At 73.0% G+C, this 16,286-nt stretch carries 13 protein-coding genes and 2 pseudogenes; 7 read left to right on the top strand and 8 right to left on the bottom strand.

From position 1 onward, the window contains the following. The first annotated feature begins 75 nt into the window (after window positions 1–75). On the top strand, window positions 76–2,325 hold the full coding sequence (locus AB0F29_RS31870) for a PQQ-binding-like beta-propeller repeat protein (RefSeq protein WP_361879395.1): 2,250 nt from the start codon (window positions 76–78) through the stop codon (window positions 2,323–2,325). Window positions 2,326–2,368: 43 nt separating this feature from the next. Here AB0F29_RS31870 and AB0F29_RS31865 read toward each other — a convergent pair whose 3' ends face one another. Further along, complete coding sequence (locus AB0F29_RS31865; protein ID WP_361879393.1) at window positions 2,369–4,135, bottom strand: siderophore-interacting protein; 1,767 nt, start codon at window positions 4,133–4,135, stop codon at window positions 2,369–2,371. Continuing rightward, the gene (locus AB0F29_RS31860; protein ID WP_361879390.1) at window positions 4,135–5,121 is read right to left on the bottom strand and encodes an ABC transporter substrate-binding protein; all 987 of its coding nucleotides are present in this window, start codon (window positions 5,119–5,121) and stop codon (window positions 4,135–4,137) included. The genes AB0F29_RS31865 and AB0F29_RS31860 overlap by 1 nt, the downstream gene beginning before the upstream one ends. Before the next feature lie 137 nt (window positions 5,122–5,258). Here AB0F29_RS31860 and AB0F29_RS31855 point away from each other — a divergent pair, with 137 nt between their 5' ends. From AB0F29_RS31855 to AB0F29_RS31845, 3 genes are all read left to right on the top strand, one after another. Next, a complete protein-coding gene (locus AB0F29_RS31855) occupies window positions 5,259–6,005 on the top strand; it encodes a helix-turn-helix domain-containing protein (protein ID WP_361879387.1) in 747 nt (248 codons plus the stop codon). A gap of 91 nt (window positions 6,006–6,096) precedes the next feature. Beyond that, window positions 6,097–7,155 carry an iron chelate uptake ABC transporter family permease subunit gene (locus AB0F29_RS31850; protein ID WP_361879384.1) on the top strand — a complete coding sequence of 353 codons (1,059 nt, stop codon included), beginning with the start codon at window positions 6,097–6,099 and terminating at the stop codon, window positions 7,153–7,155. Then, a complete protein-coding gene (locus AB0F29_RS31845; protein WP_361879381.1) occupies window positions 7,152–8,186 on the top strand; it encodes an iron chelate uptake ABC transporter family permease subunit in 1,035 nt (344 codons plus the stop codon). The genes AB0F29_RS31850 and AB0F29_RS31845 overlap by 4 nt, the downstream gene beginning before the upstream one ends. 114 nt (window positions 8,187–8,300) lie before the next feature. Here the strand turns inward: AB0F29_RS31845 and AB0F29_RS31840 are convergent, their stop codons facing one another. Next, window positions 8,301–8,888, bottom strand: a complete 588-nt coding sequence (locus AB0F29_RS31840) for a GNAT family N-acetyltransferase (RefSeq protein ID WP_361879488.1) — start codon at window positions 8,886–8,888, stop codon at window positions 8,301–8,303. Between the two features lie 155 nt (window positions 8,889–9,043). Between AB0F29_RS31840 and AB0F29_RS31835 the strand changes: the two genes are divergently transcribed. Both AB0F29_RS31835 and AB0F29_RS31830 read left to right on the top strand, forming a co-directional pair. Further along, entirely contained in the window at window positions 9,044–9,412 is a 369-nt protein-coding gene (locus AB0F29_RS31835) for a BlaI/MecI/CopY family transcriptional regulator (RefSeq protein WP_361879378.1), read from the top strand. Further along, window positions 9,409–10,308: a M56 family metallopeptidase gene (locus AB0F29_RS31830; RefSeq protein ID WP_361879375.1), complete on the top strand. Its 900-nt coding sequence runs from the start codon at window positions 9,409–9,411 to the stop codon at window positions 10,306–10,308. Before AB0F29_RS31835 ends, AB0F29_RS31830 begins: the two co-directional genes overlap by 4 nt. A gap of 33 nt (window positions 10,309–10,341) precedes the next feature. Here AB0F29_RS31830 and AB0F29_RS31825 read toward each other — a convergent pair whose 3' ends face one another. The 5 genes and pseudogenes from AB0F29_RS31825 to AB0F29_RS31805 all read right to left on the bottom strand — a co-directional run. Beyond that, the gene (locus AB0F29_RS31825; protein WP_361879372.1) at window positions 10,342–11,400 is read right to left on the bottom strand and encodes an NlpC/P60 family protein; all 1,059 of its coding nucleotides are present in this window, start codon (window positions 11,398–11,400) and stop codon (window positions 10,342–10,344) included. Window positions 11,401–11,614: 214 nt separating this feature from the next. Next, window positions 11,615–12,142, bottom strand: a complete 528-nt coding sequence (locus AB0F29_RS31820) for a GNAT family protein (RefSeq protein WP_361879369.1) — start codon at window positions 12,140–12,142, stop codon at window positions 11,615–11,617. Between the two features lie 91 nt (window positions 12,143–12,233). Continuing rightward, complete coding sequence (glpK, locus tag AB0F29_RS31815; RefSeq protein WP_361879366.1) at window positions 12,234–13,751, bottom strand: glycerol kinase GlpK; 1,518 nt, start codon at window positions 13,749–13,751, stop codon at window positions 12,234–12,236. A gap of 46 nt (window positions 13,752–13,797) precedes the next feature. Next, window positions 13,798–14,646: an MIP/aquaporin family protein gene (locus AB0F29_RS31810; protein WP_361879363.1), complete on the bottom strand. Its 849-nt coding sequence runs from the start codon at window positions 14,644–14,646 to the stop codon at window positions 13,798–13,800. A gap of 211 nt (window positions 14,647–14,857) precedes the next feature. Then, window positions 14,858–15,575 (bottom strand): annotated as a pseudogene (locus AB0F29_RS31805) (dihydrodipicolinate synthase family protein); the annotation flags it as partial. On the opposite strand from AB0F29_RS31805, the pseudogene AB0F29_RS31800 reads away from it, so the two are divergent. Beyond that, a pseudogene (locus tag AB0F29_RS31800) lies at window positions 15,558–16,246 on the top strand (putative N-acetylmannosamine-6-phosphate 2-epimerase). The pseudogenes AB0F29_RS31805 and AB0F29_RS31800 sit on opposite strands and share 18 nt — an antisense overlap. Window positions 16,247–16,286: the final 40 nt, after the last annotated feature.

Below are 16,286 nucleotides of genomic sequence, written 5' to 3'. Positions count from 1 at the left end.
GGCTAGTTTGGGTGCAGCACAGGTGAGCGGGCCCGTGATGGCAGAGAACGCACGGGGGACGGGAGGTCGGGAAGAGTGTCGCTGCGCGGAGGTGATCCGGTCGAGATCGGCGGTTATCCGCTGGAGGCGCGGCTCGGTTCGGGTGGCATGGGCACGGTCTTCCTGTCCCGTACGAGCTCGGGGCGGCCGGTCGCGATCAAGCTGATCCACCAGCAGTTCGCGGGCGACGACGAGTTCCGCATCCGGTTTCGGCAGGAGGTGGCGGCCGCGCGACGGGTGAGCGGCGCGTTCACCGCCGCCGTGGTCGACGCCGCCCCCGAGGCCGAGCAGCCGTGGATGGCGACGACCTACATCGAGGGGCCCACGCTCACGCAGCGCATCGCCGAGGGGGGACCGCTGGACGGAGCGGAGCTGAGGCGGCTCGCCATCGGGCTGGCGGAGGCGCTGCGCGACATCCACCGGGTGGGAGTCGTCCACCGCGATCTGAAACCCTCCAACGTCGTGCTCTCGCCCGAGGGCCCGCGCGTCATCGACTTCGGCATCTCGCGCGCGGTGGACCAGCAGACGCTGACGATGACCGGGAGGGTCATCGGCACGCCGCCCTTCATGTCGCCCGAGCAGTTGCAGGCGCCGCGTGGTGTGGGCCCGCGGTCCGACGTCTTCTCCCTGGGGACACTCCTGGTGTACGCGGCGACGGGGCATGGGCCCTTCGACGCGGACAGCCCCTATATGACGGCCTATCAAGTGGTGCACGAGGAACCGTCGTTGGACGCCGTTCCGGAGGCTCTGCGGGCGGTCGTCGAACCGTGCCTGGACAAGGAGCCCGAGGGGCGCCCCTCGGCGGACGAACTCCTCGTGCTGCTGCGGGACCTGCCCGCCGAACTCGGCGAAGCCAGGACCGGCGGCCCGGGTGCGGGCCGCACCCGCGACATGGACACGCAAGCTCACCTCGCGACGGGAGGGACCCCGGCGCGGACCACCCCGTCGGACCCCGGCGCCGGAAGCACCGGCGCCCCGGTCGGCGGCCGTCTGCGCCGCCGCTGGCGGCCCGTGCTCGCGGCGGCGGTCGCGGTGGCGGCGATCGGCGGCGGAGTCGCCGCGCTGACGACGGGCGGCTTCGCCGGGAGCGGAGGCGGCACGAGCCCCGGTGGCGCGGGCACGGGGCAGAGCACCGCGGTACCGGCGGGCGCGCTTCCGGACGGCTTCGAGCCATGGCGCGCCACCGTGCCGGGCGGCCGCGAGGACATCCCCGACGAACTGCGGTGCGTCGCGCGGGGCGACGCGCTGTTCTGCGGGGGCGGCGGCGTCGTCGCGACCCGTATCAGGGCCCACGACGGGTCCCGGGTGTGGACGGCGAAGAGCCCGGGCGTCCCCGTCCAGGGCATGCACATGGTGGGCGCCACCGACGACACGGTTCTCGGCTACCGCTTCGCCGCCCAGGACGACCCCGAGGGCCCCCGCAGCGAGGTGGTGGCCCTCGACGCCGACAGCGGCCGGGAGTTGTGGTCCGCACCGTCCGGCGCCCAGTCGACGGCCGTCACGGGCCGGACCATGGACGCCGTCGTGGTCGGCTCCGCCGTGGTGACGGTCGACGCCTCCAACTCCCGCTTCGAGGCCCGGGACGCCCACAGCGGTGACACCCTCTGGACGACACCGTTCCCCGTCGGCACCCAGTGCGCCCCCGTCCCGCTCCGACCGCGGCTCCTCGCGATGTGCGCGGCCGACACGGAGGTGGACGACCTCCAGGTGCGCAGTCCCACCCTGCGTACGCTCGCCCTCCCCTCCGGGACCCTGGGCAGGCCCGTCACGGTCGACGGCCCCGTCGTGCCGGTGGGCGCGGCCCGCGGCGGGCTCGTCCTCCTCTCGAAGCGCTACGAGGGAACGGCGTCGGCGGGGTACGACGGAGTGGCGCGGTTCGACCCGGCCTCGCGGAAGGTCACGTACGCACGGTTCGACAAGGTGTACGCGGGCACGGCCGGCATGGCGGACGGCACCGTCTACGTGAGCGGACAGGCCGGTCTCGTGACGGCGTTCGACTCCGCGACGGGGCGTAGGAAGTGGTCGCGTCAGACGGGCGTGGAGGGTGCGTCGGGACCCGCGGCGGGTGCCGGCGCGCTGTACTTCAGCTCGGCCACCGGCCGGGTGGTCGCGCTGTCGCCGAAGGACGGCAAACCGCTGTGGGCGACCGACCCGCGGGTCGACGGTCTGACGGGCGAGCAGGACGCGAGCCCCCGCGTGACCGTCGCGGGGCGCGCGGTGTTCGTGGCCGCGGCCACGAACACCCTCTTCGCCTTCGACGGGCAGAGGCCGCCGAGGTCGGGCTGACCCCGGCGGCCTCCCGCCCGCCCCTCCCCTGTGGGGGCGGGCGTCAGGCCCGGCGCAGGACCGTGGCCTCCGTGCCCCAGCCGAGCGCGATGGTCCGGTCGACACTCCAGCCCGACCGCTGCGCGAGGGCGGCGATCGCGGCGGAGTCGCGCAGCGGGCTGCCGGTCGCGGTGTACGCGTGCAGGGCCGCCTCGGCCGCGTGCGGACTCAGACCGTCGGGGCGGGAGGCCTCGACGAGGACCGCCGTCCCGGTCCATCCGGCCAGCCGCGTGAGGAGCTGGACGCCCTCCTCGTCGGTGCGGTGGGCGAGGGCCTTCGCGGCGACGGCGACATCGGCGGGGCCGGCCGTCCAGTCGATGCGGTCCGGTGCCGTGACGTGTCCGCGCAGCACCCCGGCCGGGGTGGCTTCCTCCGCGATCCGCAGCCGCGGCCGCCGCCCGGCGTCGTCGAGAGCGGCCACCACCGAGGCGCTGCCAGGACCGGTCAGGAGACAGGTCCCGACGTCCTCCCAGAGGGGGTCGGCCGTCAGACCGGTCAGCAGGAAGACCAGCTGCTCGCACTCCTCGACCAGTTCGCCGTAGCGGTCCGCGTCGAGGGTCACCGTGTCGTGCAGGGTGGCGCCCGAGGCGAGCCGCCAGGGTGACGTGCCGTCCCGGAGCGCGGGAGCCAGGTGCGCGAGGGCGAGCAGCAGCTCGGCCTCGTGGCCGGTGTACTCCTCGCGCTCGTGGTCGTCCAGGAGCTCCTCGCCCGCCGGACCCAGACGGAGCCCGGCCCCCCTGTCCGCGCCGACGACCACGTCGTACGCGGCGAGCAGCGGAAGCAGTACGCCGATCCCCGGCCCGGACACGCCCAGACGGGCCGCGAGCGCTTCGGCGGAGAGCCCCGGCGTGTCGGCCACCGCGTCGACGACGCCGAGCTGCAACGCGGCCCGTGCCACCAGCCACGGCAGCGGCGACGGGATCTCGGCAGGGCCCTGCGCGGCGTCGGCCGGGCCCGGTGCGTCCGGTGCGGCGGCCTCCTCGCGGTGCCAGTAACCCGTGATGTTCACGCGGTCCTTGGGGAGCTTCCGCTCCCGCTGGAGATACCGGCGTACCGGAAGCAGCGCCCGGCTCTCCGCGGCCGCCCAGGCGAATCCCTCGCCCGCCGGCGAAGGCAGTGCGCGGACGGCGGCGTCCAGCGCCGCCGCGTCGCCCGGCTCCGCGACCACCCACCTGATCGTGTCGCCGTCGCGCAGCGTCAGGTCCTGGCGTGCCGCGGCGTCCGAGACGGTGACCAGGATGTGCGCAGGGGCGTCGAGGGGACGCTCGTCGAGGAAGCGGCCGATCGCGGGCAGCGCCGTCTCGTCCCCGACGAGGAGGATCCAGTCCAGCCGTTCCGGCAGCCGGAGCGACGACTTGGGCCCGACGAACCACAGCTCGTCGCCCTCCCGAGCGGAGGCGGACCAGGCCTCCGCGGGTCCTTCGCCGTGCACCACGAAGTCGAGGTGCAGCTCTCCCGCCCGGTGGTCCACCCGCCGGGGCGTGTAGTCGCGCGTCAGCCGGTGTTCGGCCGGCGTCCACTCGATGCCGTGCGGCAACTGGGCGGGGAGCGCGTCCCGGACGTTTCCGTCCGCGGCCAGGATCAGCTTGATGTGGTCGTCGAACCCGGGTGCGGCGAAGGCCGGGTGAGCGGTCCCGTCGCGGGTGAACGCGGCGAGGTCCTCGCCGCCGAGGACCACCCGGCGCATCCTGGGGGTCACCTCGTGGACGCGGCGGACGGTGACCCGGCGCAGGACGAGGGGGTGCGTCGTGTACGCACGCTGGGCGGCCATCAGGAGAACTGCTTCTCGATGAGGTCGAGGAGGGCCATCGACTCGTCGTAGTCGCCGCGCAGCACCCAGTGCGGCAGGTCATAGGCCTGGTTCGCCTTGAAGGCGGGCAGCGCGCCGTAGACGGGGTTCTTCTTGAGGGTGGCGACGTCGGTTGTGTCGGCGTTGAAGCCCATCACGAACACGGACGGCTGGGTGATCGTCTGGCCCACCTTCTCGGTCGACAGCTCGAACATGTCGCCGCCCTGCCCGTACACCTTGAAACCGCCGTCCGCGAAGACCGGCGCCGGCTCGATGCCGACCTTCTTCAGCTCGGGGGGCAGACCCACGCTCTCCACCAGGCCATAGGCGGTGCCGTCGCCGGTGAAGGCGAGGAAGGACACGGGGCCGGCCGGCGGCTTGATCGCCTTCTTCACCTCGCCGATCCGCCGGTCGTACGCGGCCAGGTGCTCGTCGTAGACGTCGGCCTTGCCGAACACGTCACCCGCGAGGAAGGAGAACTGGCTCCGCCAGTCGCCGAGCTTCTTGCCCACGAGCACGGTGGGAGCGATGTCGGTGAGGTCGTCGTACACCTTCTCCGCCTGGAACAACGGGAAGCCGATGCCACCGCCGACGATGAGGTCGGGCTCCAGGGCGAGGATCGCCTCCAGGTCGAAGCCGTCGACGCTCCACGGCAGGAACGTCGTGCCGTCCGCCTTCGCCTCCTTCGCCCAGTTCGGGGAGAACTCGCCCTTGCCGTCGGCGTCCTCGGGGATCGTGGCCCGCACCGGCACGTCGAGGTCGTAGAGGTACCCGGCGAGGGCGTGGTTCAGCACGACCACCTTCTTGGGCTCGGCCGGCACCTCCACCTTGCCGTAGTCGGTCGTGACGGTTCGCGTCTTCGCGGCGGAGGCCTTGTCCCCGTCGCCCGACGGGTCGGCGGCCGAGCAGCCGGTGAGGGCCAGCGCGGCGACGGCCGCGACGGCGAGAAGGCGGGCAGGAGCAAACATGGGACCTCATGTGGCTGGGTAGGCTCGAATGTTCGAGCTGTTGGTAAGGTGAGGCTAACCTCGCTGGTTCCGCTGCGTCGATCCGGGTACGACATCGCCAGTGACGGACACGACGCGTCGCACAACGGGAGGCACGCTTGCCGACGACATCCCTCGGCACCGTGGTCGCCGAGAACGCCATCCGCTTTCTGGGGCACGACACGCATCGGCACGACGCGCCGCACCTCATCTACCTGGTGACCGGCCGCGCCCGCCTGTCCGCCGAGGGCGAGGAGTGGCGGCTCGGGCGGCACGAGGCCCTCTGGCTCGCTCCGCGCGTGCCGCACGCGCTGCGGATCGAGCCGGGCGGCATGGCGCTCGGCCCCCTCCTCGACCCCGCTGACCAGCCACGATGCCGGGTTCAGCCACTCGGGGCAGTACCCGCGATCGTCGAGGTCATGACCACCACACTCGGTGCGGCGCCGACCACGCCGGAGCAGGTCGAGCCGTTCCGTCAGGAGCTGGGGCGCGTACTGAGGGGCATCTCCCGGAACTACTTCCCGGTCGTGCTGCCCGTCCATCCCGCGGTGCGCGCACTCGCCCGCGAGGCCCTGCGCGCTCCCTCCACGACCCTGGAACGGCTCGCCGAACGACACCGGATGAGCCCCCGCCAGGTGCAGCGCGTCTTCCTCGACGAGACCGGACTGCCCTTCACACGGTGGCGCAACCGGGCCAGGATGAACGCCGCCGTCGAACACCTCCGCGGCGGAGGCGAGCTGACGGCGGCGGCCAGGGCGGCCGGCTACGCGACCCGGGCCGGACTGGTGCGCGCGCTGAGCCGCGAGTCCGGGGTGCCCGTGAGCGCGCTCACCACGGACGCCGTGGGGGCGCTCGGCGGCCGCTGAACCGGGAGCCGGGCAGTTCCAGCAGTTCATGTACATCGATCACGCACGGCACTTCGGCCTGTCCGGGTGGCGGGTTGCACAGGGAGAACAGATGGCACAGGCGCTCGCGCCGACGACCGCGCCACCACCGGCCACGCCGTCGAGGTCGTCGCGTCGCAGGACCCGTCGGCTCCTCGGCCTGGGCGTCGCCGTCTCCACGCTCCTCGTGGCGGTGGTGCTCAGCGTCGCGATCGGCTCGGCACTCCTTCCCCTCGACGTGGTGTGGCAGGCGCTGACCGCCCCCGACGGTTCCGCCTCGCACGCCACGATCAGCGGCGCCCGCGTGGACCGCACGCTGCTCGGCATCGTCGTCGGCGCGTCCCTGGGCGTGGCGGGGGCGCTCATCCAGGCGCTCACCCGCAATCCGCTCGCCGACCCCGGAGTCCTCGGCGTCAACGCCGGCGCGAGTTTCGCCGTCACCCTGGCCGTGGCCGTCTTCGGCGTCACGCGCATCGACCAGTACCTGCCCTTCGCCTTCGTCGGCGCCGTCGTCGGCTCGGCGGTGGTCTACCTCGCCGCGAGCGGCGGCCGGGGCGGGCCCACACCGCTGCGTCTCACCCTCGTCGGGGTCGCCTTCACGGCGGTCCTGCTCGGCATCTCCGAGACCCTCGCCCTGATCGACACGGAGACCTTCGACCGTATGCGGTTCTGGGGAGCGGGCACCATCACCGACCGCCCGACGGGCACCGCCGCCGACATCGCGCCCTTCGTCCTGGCCGGACTGCTGGCCGCCGCCTTCTGCGCGCGCCCGCTCAACGCGATCGCGCTCGGCGACGACGCGGGGCGGGCCGTCGGGCTGCGCGTCGGCGCGACCCGGTGCGGTGTGGTGATCGCGGTGGCGCTGCTGTGCGGTTCGGCGACGGCCGCGGCGGGTCCGCTGATGTTCGTCGGCCTCATGGTGCCGCACGCCGTGCGCTGGCTCACCGGCCCCGACTGGCGCTGGATCCTCGTCCACTCCGCCGTCCTCGCCCCGGCGATCGTGCTGCTCGCCGACGTCCTGGGCCGGCTGATCGTGATCCCCTCCGAACTGCAGGTCGGCGTCATGATGCCGCTCATCGGCGCGCCCGTACTGATCCTGCTCGTGCGCGGAAGCCGGGTGAGGGAGCTGTGAGCGGGGCATTCGTCCTCAGGGCGGGGCCCCTGAGCCTGCGAGCGACCCGCCGCGGGGTCGTGGTGTGCGGACTGCTGTCGGCCGCGCTGCTCGCCCTGGCCCTGTGGGCGTTCACCCTCGGCAGCTACTCGCTGAGCCTCGGCGACCTGGCCGCGGTCATGTCGGGCACCGCCGGGAACAGCGTGCGCACCGTCGTCCTGGAGTGGCGGGCGCCGCGCATCGTCGCTGCCGTACTGTTCGGGGCCGCCCTCGCGATGGGCGGCGCGGTCTTCCAGTCCCTGACCCGCAACCCGCTCGGCAGCCCCGACGTCATCGGCTTCACCACCGGCTCCTACACCGGAGTCGTCGTCACGCTGCTCGCGGGTGCGAGCAGTTACTCGGCGCTCGCGGCGGGCGCGCTGGCCGGCGGCCTCGTCACCGCGCTGGCCGTGTATCTGCTGGCGTTCCGGCGGGGTGTGCGGGGCTTCCGGCTCATCATCGTGGGGATCGCGGTCGGCGCGCTGCTGTCCTCGGTCAACACGTGGTTCTCGGTGAAGGCCGACGTGGACACCGCGCTGAGGGCCGCGGTGTGGGGCGCCGGTTCGCTCAGCGCCATCGGCTGGCCCGCCGTGCTGATGGCCTCCGTCCTGCTGGCGCTGGTCGTCCTGGCGGCCCCGGTGGCGCAGCGCCGGATGCGCTGGCTCGAACTCGGCGACGACACGGCGGCGATGCTGGGCGTACGCGTCGAGCGCACGAAACTGCTGCTGGTCGTCCTCGGTGTGGCCGCCACGGCCGCGGTGACCGCCGCGGCGGGCCCCATCGCCTTCGTGGCACTGGCCGCGCCCCAGATCGCCCGCCGTCTCACCGGCCGCGGAACCTCCGTCGACCTCACCCGTTCGGCGCTCGTCGGCGCGCTGCTGCTGCTAGGCGCCGACATTGTGGCGCAGCACGCGATCGAGGGTGTGGTGCTGCCGACCGGCGCGGTCACCGTGTGCGTGGGCGGGGCGTATCTCCTGGTGCTGCTGGTGCGGGAGTCCCGGCGGGGGTGGTAGGGCTCCCGCCTCGGACCTGCCCCGACGAGCTGCGTTGCCCTTCCGCTTGGACGTGGGCGGGGCGCCGTGGTCACGGAGGCTGCTCGCCGGGGCCGGGTGGGGCTGCCTCGGCTTTCAGCGGTGACGGGCGCGGGGCGCGGAGGCACCGCGCCTCGTCCCGATGCCGGTCAGCCCGTACCGGATCTCCAGGGCGTCCGGGCCGGAGCCGGAGGGGGCGGCCGTGGGGTCCTGCCGCCAGCCGCCCTTCCGGTAGAAGTCGCGACCCCGGGTGTTGCGTTCCAGCACCCAGAGATATCCGGCCCGTGTGCCCCGCTCCGCCCAGACAGCCAGCGTGGAGCGCATCAGACTGCGCCCGACCCCGGTGCCCCAGTACTCGGGCCGGGCGTAGAACGCGTACAGCTCCTCGACGTCGGGTCGTTGCCCGAGGTCGCCGTCGCGGGCCGGGCCGAAGGACGAGAAGCCGGCGATCCGCCGGCCGGCGTCGTGGACGAGCACGTGGGCTCCGCCCGCGGTGCCGGCCCCGATCCGGTCGCGCCAGAAGCTGCTGAGGGCGGCGGTGTCGAGAGCACGGAGCTCCGCGGCCGGCAGGATTCCGGCGTAGGCCGCGCGCCACGCGGCGACCTGGAGCCCGGCGATCTGCTCGGCGTCCTCCTCGCGTGCGTGCCGGTCACGCGGGGGGACGGACCGGTCGTGCGCATCCATGGGCGACACGTGTACTCCCTGAGGTTCGGGGGTTGCTCGATGCCCGGCGCGGCTGTCGGCCGCCGCGGTCCGTCGCGGCCGTCGGAGGACGGCGGGGCGTGAACCTACTATGCTTCCCGGGCGCGCGGAGACGCACGGAATTAAGAGGACGGGGAATGCGACGGCTCGGAGAGCTCGAAGCCGAAATCATGGACTGCCTGTGGAAGTGGGACAGGCCGGCGACGGTCCGTGAGGTGGTCGACGACATCAACCTCCGCCGCCCGGCCGCCTACACGACGGTGATGACCGTGGCCACCATCCTCTACAACAAGGGCTGGCTGACCCGGCGGAAGCAGGGGCAGGCGTGGCTCTACACGCCGGTCCGCAGTCGCGAGGCCTACTCCGCCGCCCTGATGGAGGACGCCCTGGGAACGAGCCGGGACCGCTCGGCGGCGCTCGTGCACTTCGTGGAGCGGATGACGGAGGAGGAAGTCGACGCGCTCCGCGAGGCGCTCCGTGCCACGGGCCGCGGCGGCGCGCTGTGAACGCCGCCCCCTTCTTCCTCGGTTACGCCGCGGCCGTCGGAGTCCTGGCCCCGCGCGCGCTGCTCCGCAGCGGCTGGCCCCAGCGGTCACCGCTGCTGGCGGTCGCCGCGTGGTTCGCGCTGGCCGCGTCCTTCTCCGTCTGCGTCGCCCTGGCCGCCCTGCACCTCACCACCCCGGGCGCACACCTGCACGGAATCCTCTACTCCTGCCGCTCGGCCCTGGGCCTCGGCCCGTCCGGCGGAGGCTTCCTGCCGGGCCTGGGGCTCGCCGCGGTCGCCGTCCTGGCCGCCGCCCATCTCGCGGGCTTCGCCGACCACGCAGGGCGGGCGTACGCCGCCCGCTCCCGGCACCGCGAGATCCTGGACAAGGTCGGCCGTCGGTCGGCCTGTTCGCGGGCCACCGTGGTGGAACACACCGAGCCCGCCGCCTACTGCCTGCCCGGCCGCCACGCGAGGATCGTCCTCAGCAGCGGGGCCGTCGGCCTCCTGTCCGGCGGCGAACTCGACGCCGTCGTCGCACACGAGCGGGCCCACATCCGCGGCCGCCACCACCTCGTCCTCGCGGCCGCCCACGCCTTCACCCGCGTCTTCCCCGGTGTGCCGCTCGCCTGCCATCTCCAGCAGCAGATACCCCTGCTGCTGGAGATGGCGGCCGACGACCACGCGCTGCGCCGCTGCCCGCGCGGCGCGCTGGCCGCCGCCATGTTCACCCTGGCCGCGGGCGAGGCGCCGACCGGCACCCTCGCCGCGGGTGGCCGGACGGTGCTGGTCCGCCTCCGGCGCGTACTGGCCCCGGCGCGCCGCGCACATCCCGCCCTGCGCTGCGCGGTCGGCACGGGCGCCCTGATCACGCCCGTGCTCCCCGTACTGCTGACCTGCCACGCCGGACTGGGGTGACCTCCGTCGGCCGCCGCGAACCGGCCGGCGGCCTCAGATCCGTACGCCCCACATGAACGGCATCCCGCTGCGGGCCATCGACTCGTACCGCACCTGGGCGCCGGGCTTCGGCGCGTGGAGTATCTGGCCGTTCCCGGCGTAGAAGCCCACATGGCTCAGGTCGGTGCGCATGATGACGAGGTCGCCGGGCTTGAGCGCGCCGATCGAATTGATCCGGGTGCCGGCGTTGGCCTGGGCCTGCGACGTACGGGGCAGCGAGACGTCGGCCTGCTGGAACGCCCAGGAGGTCAGGCCGGAGCAGTCGAAGGACCCAGGACCGGTGGCGCCCCACACGTACGGCATGCCCACCCGGCTCTTCGCCGCGTCGAACGCCGCGGCCGCCCGACCGGACGCACTGGTCTCGTTGCCCGGCTCGCCCTGCTGGCTCGCCAGTTCGGTCCGCTCGCTCGCCCGGTTGGCCCGCTCCTCCTTGGCGACCCGCTCGGCCCGCTCCTCGGCCGTGAGGGTGTTGAGGAGCCGCTGCGCCTCCGCCAGCTTGCCCTGGATCTCCTTCTTCTTGCTGCCCAGCTCCTTGCGGGTCTCCTGGAGGCTGCCAAGCTTCTTCGCGGCCTGAGTGCGCTGCTGTTGCAGAGCACGCTGCTGCGAGAGGAACCGCTGGAGCGTGTCCGACTGCCGGGCGCTGAGCCGGTCGAGGCCCGACGCCTGGTCCAGGTAGGCGTCGGGGTCGGCGGAGAGCAGCAGCTGGAGGGAGGGGTCGAGACCACCGCTGCGGTACTGGGCCGTGGCCGCCGAACCGAGCTGGTGCCGCAGCTCGTTGAGCGCCGCCTGCTTGCGGACGACCTCCTCGTGGAGGTTGTCGGCCTCCTTCTGCAGCTTCCCGGCCGATTCCTTCGCCCCGTTGTACTTCTCGGTGGCCTGGGTGGCCTGCTCGTACAGCCGGTCGACCTGCGCCTGGACGCCCTTCTTGTTCGGGTCCGGCAGAGGATCGGCGGAGGCCGACTGCGCCGACAGCGCGACCGTCACCGCCGCGGTCGCGGTGAGCACGGACGTGTATCCGTGACGGGGCTGCTTGGGACGACGGTGGGACGCCACTGAGGCGGGCTCCTTCTTCCTCGGCCGCTGCCCGAAGGTCCATGGACCGTCAAGTACCGCTGCGGGAAGGCGGCTTCAGCGACACCTCCACCGGTGACCCGGGCGGGCGACCGGCTGTTCGGAGGCCGAGCCACGCATACTAATCAAGTTAGTGGCCCACATCCAAGCGCGGCCCCAGGAGCGCCCCTCGCCACCCGATCATGCTGTGGCCTGCTCAGTCGCCGAGGATCCGCTCCCACAACAGCCCGTCCCGCCAGCTCCCGTCGAGAAAGATCGCCGCGTGCGCGACGCCGTACGGGGTGAACCCGTTGCGACGCAGCACCCGTTGCGACGGCAGGTTCTCCAGGTTGGTGGACGCCTCGGCGCGGTGCAGGCCGAGTTCGTCCGTCATCACCCGGAGCACGAGCCCGACGGCGCTCCCGGCGTGCCCCTGATTCTGGGCGACGGAGGCGATCCAGTAGCCGACGGAGCCGCGGCGCAGATGCGGCTGCGGCAGGATGCCGCCCACCGTGACCTGCCCGATCACCTGGTCGTCGGCGAGCACCACGCCCGGCCAGACGGTGCCGGCCCGGTATCCGGCGAGCAGGCCCTCGATCCGCTCGGCCTGGCCCTCCGGGGTGAAGTAGTCGGCCGGCTGGGCCGGTTCCCACGGCCGGAAGGCATCGGCGTCCCGCACCCGGTGCGCGGCGATCGGGGCGGCGTCGGTGGGCTCTATCAGGCGGATCCTGGTACTGCTGGGCATGGGGGCGGTCCTCGTCGCGGTGCGTCGGATGGGACGGCCAACCTATGCGAGGGCGCCCGGACCGCCACCCGGCGGCGGGGGCCGGTGGCGGTCAGGGGACCTTCACCCAGTCGAGGGTGCGTTCCACCGCCCTCTTCCAGCCGGCGTAGCCCTCCGCGCGCTGCTCCTCGGACCACTGGGGCGACCAGCGCTTCGACTCGTGCCACTGGGTGCGCAGCTCGTCGGTGTTCTGCCAGAAGCCGGTGGCGAGCCCCGCCGCGTAGGCCGCGCCGAGAGCGGTCGTCTCGGCGACGACGGGACGGCTGACCGGGACGCCGAGGACGTCGGACTGGATCTGCATGCAGAGGTCGTTGGCGGTGACCCCGCCGTCGACCTTGAGCACGTCGAGATGGACCCCGGAGTCCTGTTCCATGGCCTCGACCACATCGCGGCTCTGATAGCAGATGGCTTCCAGGGTGGCCCGTGCCAGGTGGGCGTTGTCGTTGTACCGGGCCAGGCCGACGATCGCGCCGCGGGCGTCTGACCGCCAGTACGGCGCGAACAGGCCGGAGAACGCGGGCACGAAGTACATGCCGCCGTTGTCCTCGACGCTCCGGGCCAGCTCCTCGCTCTCGGGCGCCGACTTGATGATCTTCATCTGGTCGCGCAGCCACTGCACCGCCGACCCGGTGACGGCGATGGATCCCTCCAGCGCGTAGACCACCGGACTGTCGCCGAACTGGTAGGCCACCGTGGTGAGAAGCCCGTGCTCCGAGCGGACCAGCTCGGTGCCGGTGTTGAGCAGCAGGAAGTTGCCGGTCCCATAGGTGTTCTTGGCCTCGCCCGGGGCGAAGCAGACCTGGCCGACGGTGGCCGCCTGCTGGTCGCCGAGGACGCCCCCGATGGGAATCGCGGCGCTCAGCGGCCGGGAGGTGCGGGTGGAGCCGTAGGCATCCGGATGCGACGAGGGGTTGATCTTCGGGAGCATCGCCCGGGGGATGCCGAAGAAGCCCAGGAGTTCCTCGTCCCAGTCGAGGGTCTCCAGGTCCATCAGCATGGTGCGGCTCGCGTTGGTCACATCGGTGGCGTGGATACCGCCGTTCGGGCCGCCGGTCAGGTTCCACAGGACCCAGGCGTCCGTGTTGCCGAAGATCGCGTGACCGGCCTCGGCCGCCTCCCGTACGCCGTCGACGTTCTCCAGGATCCACTGGATCTTGCCGCCGGAGAAGTACGTCGCCGGCGGCAGCCCGGCCTTGCGGCGGATGACCTCTCCCTGCCCCGAGCGTTCGAGGTTCGCCGCGATGGCGTCGGTACGGGTGTCCTGCCACACGATGGCGTTGTAGTAGGGCCGCCCGTTGCGCGGGTCCCAGACCACCGTGGTCTCGCGCTGGTTGGTGATCCCGATGGCCTTCAGGTCCGTCGGCGAGAGACCGCCGTGCCGCAGGGCGTTCTGGATCACCGAGTTGGTGCGCTCCCAGATCTCCACCGGGTCGTGCTCCACCCAGCCGGAGCGGGGCAGGATCTGCTCGTGCTCCAGCTGGTGCTTGGCGACCTCGTTGCCGCCGTGATCGAAGATCATGAACCGGGTGCTGGTGGTCCCCTGGTCCACCGCGCCGATGAAGTCCGCCATGATGTGTGTCGCCTCTCCGGCCGGTGTCGTCAGTCCTTGGAAGTCGTCAGTCCTTGGTAGGCGCCGGGACGCGTCCCGGAGGTTCGGGCGCGGCGGACGGCAGGAAGCGTCCGATGAAGGCCTTGTAGAGACCCGCGCCGAGCAGACCGCCGATCAGCGGGCCGAGGATGGGCACCCAGAAGTAGAGATTCCCGTACTGGTCCCGCCACGCGCCCCCGTAACCGGTGAGGAAGCTCGCCAGCCGAGGGCCGAAGTCACGCGCCGGGTTGATCGCGTAACCCGCGTTGGTACCCCAGGCCATGCCGATGGCGACCACGATCAGACCGATGATGAACGGGCCCAGGTTCGAGCCGGGCGGGGTGTTCAGCAGGTCCGTGACGGCCATGATCAGCAGCAGCAGCAGGGCGGTGCCGATGATCTGGTCGCGGAACGCGCCCCACTCGTGGACCGGCAGCGCAGGGTTGCCGTTGGCCGGCAGGGTGGAGAACACGGACTGCGTCTTGATGGTGTGCCCGGGGTCGGCCTTCGCCAGCGCCTCGCTGTAGTTCCACCGGACGAGGAGCGCGGCCACGAAGGCGCCGGCCGTCTGCGCCAGCGCGTACGGAGCCACCTTGCTCCACGGGAACCCCTTGAACGCGGCCAGGGAGAGCGTCACCGCGGGATTCAGATGGGCCCCGCTCAGCCGCGCCGCCACATAGACGCCGAGCGTGACGCCCAGCCCCCACGCCCAGGCGATGCTGTCGTGGTCACCGAGCCCGCCGGCCGGATCCGTGAGGGCTCCGCCCGCCGCCACCTGGGCGACCACTCCGCACCCGAAGAGGATGAGGATCATCGTGCCCGCGAACTCGGCGGACAACTCGCCGAGCAGTCCGGACTTCCTGCGTAGTTCAGCCATGGGAGCTCGCCCTCCGCCGACGGCGCCGGCTGTCGACTATCCGAGCAGTGTCAGCAGGCTAAGCCGTCCCGCGAAATAGGGCATATCGGAATGGGTGGGGCGGTGTATGGGGGTGCCCGACCCGGTGGGCTGATCGAGTGAAGAGGGAAGCGGCGCGTCGAACGGCCGCCGCCCGGGCCTCGCCGCCCGGGGCCCGGGCGGTGACCGTTCCCTACCGGGCCAGGGAGAGCCCCGCCAGCTCCAGGCAGGCCGCGATCGACGCCGTCTCCGCCTCGTCCAGGCGGCGCATCGGCGCGCTCATCACATTGGTGTCGACGACGCCCCGCAGCATCAGGGCCGTCTTGAAGGCGCCCAGCCCCGCGGCCGTAGCCGAAACCGTGCCGGGGCGGGCCGCACGCACGATGTCGAACAGGCCGACGAGCCGGTCCTGTTCGGCCCTGGCGGTGTCCCAGTCGCCCTTCACCGCCGCCTCGTGCAGCCGCACATAACCGTGCGGGTCCACATTGCCCAGGCCGGGTACGGAACCGTGGGCGCCGCTCAGCATCATCGCGTCGACCACCAACTCGTGGCCCGTGAGCACCGAGAACCCCGGAAGGTCACGGGCCCCGATGACGAGGCGCCGGAACGAACCGTCGTCCCCGCTGGAGTCCTTCACCCCGGCGAGCACCCCGTCCGCCGCGAGCGGCAGCAGGAGTTCCGGGTCCAGCTTGCTGTGCACGCAGACCGGCACGTCGTACGCCAGGAGCGGCAGGTCCACGGCCGCCGCGAGCTCCCTGAAGTGGCGGTCGATCTCGGTGACATGGGCGCGCGTGTAGAAGGGCGCGGTGGCCACGACCGCGTCGGCCCCCCAGGGTCGCCGCCGCGCGGGCCCGCTCGGTGGTGGTCTCGATGGCCCCGACGAGAACGGGGACCTGGCCGGCCGCCGGGGCCGGCTGATCGTCTCCTGCCAGGCGCCCCCGGGGACCCGATGCGCGAGACCGCCACCCTCGTCCGCCTCGCGCTCTCGGCGGCCGCCGGCGGCGGCGCCGCGATCCGCGCCAACGAACCGGAGGTCGTCGCCGCCATCGCAGCGGCGGTGGACCTGCCGGTCATCGGCCTGTGGAAGGACGGCGACACCGGGGTGTACATCACCCCGACCGTCCGGCACGCCCTGGCCGTCGCCGCGTCGGGCGCCGCCGTGGTCGCCGCCGACGCCACGGACCGGCCGCGCCCGGACGGCTCCGCCGAGCTCGTCGCCGCCGTCCACGCGGCGGGCGCCCTCGTCATGGCCGACGTCGCCACGCTCGCCGAGGGGATCGCCGCCGCCGGACAGGGAGCGGACTTCGTCTCCACCACCCTGTCCGGCTATGTGCTGGGAAGCCCGGAGGAGACCGGACCGGATCTGGATCTCGTGGCGTCCCTGTCGGCCGCGATCTCCGTACCCGTCGTCGCCGAAGGGCGCGTCAACACCCCCGAGGAGGCTGCCGAGGCGCTCGCCCGCGGCGCCCACAGCGTCGTGGTCGGCACCGCCATCACCGCACCCACCGCCCTGACCGCCCGCTTCGCCGCCGCACTGGCACCCGGACCGGGCGGCGGCGCGGGCGATACCGCCCGGGGCTGAACCGGCAGTCGGCGGCCCACCGGTCGCGCCCCCACCCCCG

The sequence above is a fragment of the Streptomyces sp. NPDC026589 genome (assembly GCF_040638385.1).
Lineage (GTDB): Bacteria > Actinomycetota > Actinomycetes > Streptomycetales > Streptomycetaceae > Streptomyces.
This window is presented reverse-complemented; position numbering and strand designations above follow the sequence as displayed.

Coding starts and splice junctions, on each gene's coding strand:
- AB0F29_RS31865 (WP_361879393.1), bottom strand. CDS start 4,135: ATGGCCGCCCAGCGTGCGTACACGACGCACCCCCTCGTCCTGCGCCGG.
- AB0F29_RS31860 (WP_361879390.1), bottom strand. CDS start 5,121: ATGTTTGCTCCTGCCCGCCTTCTCGCCGTCGCGGCCGTCGCCGCGCTG.
- AB0F29_RS31850 (WP_361879384.1), top strand. CDS start 6,097: ATGGCACAGGCGCTCGCGCCGACGACCGCGCCACCACCGGCCACGCCG.
- AB0F29_RS31840 (WP_361879488.1), bottom strand. CDS start 8,888: ATGGATGCGCACGACCGGTCCGTCCCCCCGCGTGACCGGCACGCACGC.
- AB0F29_RS31835 (WP_361879378.1), top strand. CDS start 9,044: ATGCGACGGCTCGGAGAGCTCGAAGCCGAAATCATGGACTGCCTGTGG.
- AB0F29_RS31820 (WP_361879369.1), bottom strand. CDS start 12,142: ATGCCCAGCAGTACCAGGATCCGCCTGATAGAGCCCACCGACGCCGCC.
- glpK (WP_361879366.1), bottom strand. CDS start 13,751: ATGGCGGACTTCATCGGCGCGGTGGACCAGGGGACCACCAGCACCCGG.
- AB0F29_RS31810 (WP_361879363.1), bottom strand. CDS start 14,646: ATGGCTGAACTACGCAGGAAGTCCGGACTGCTCGGCGAGTTGTCCGCC.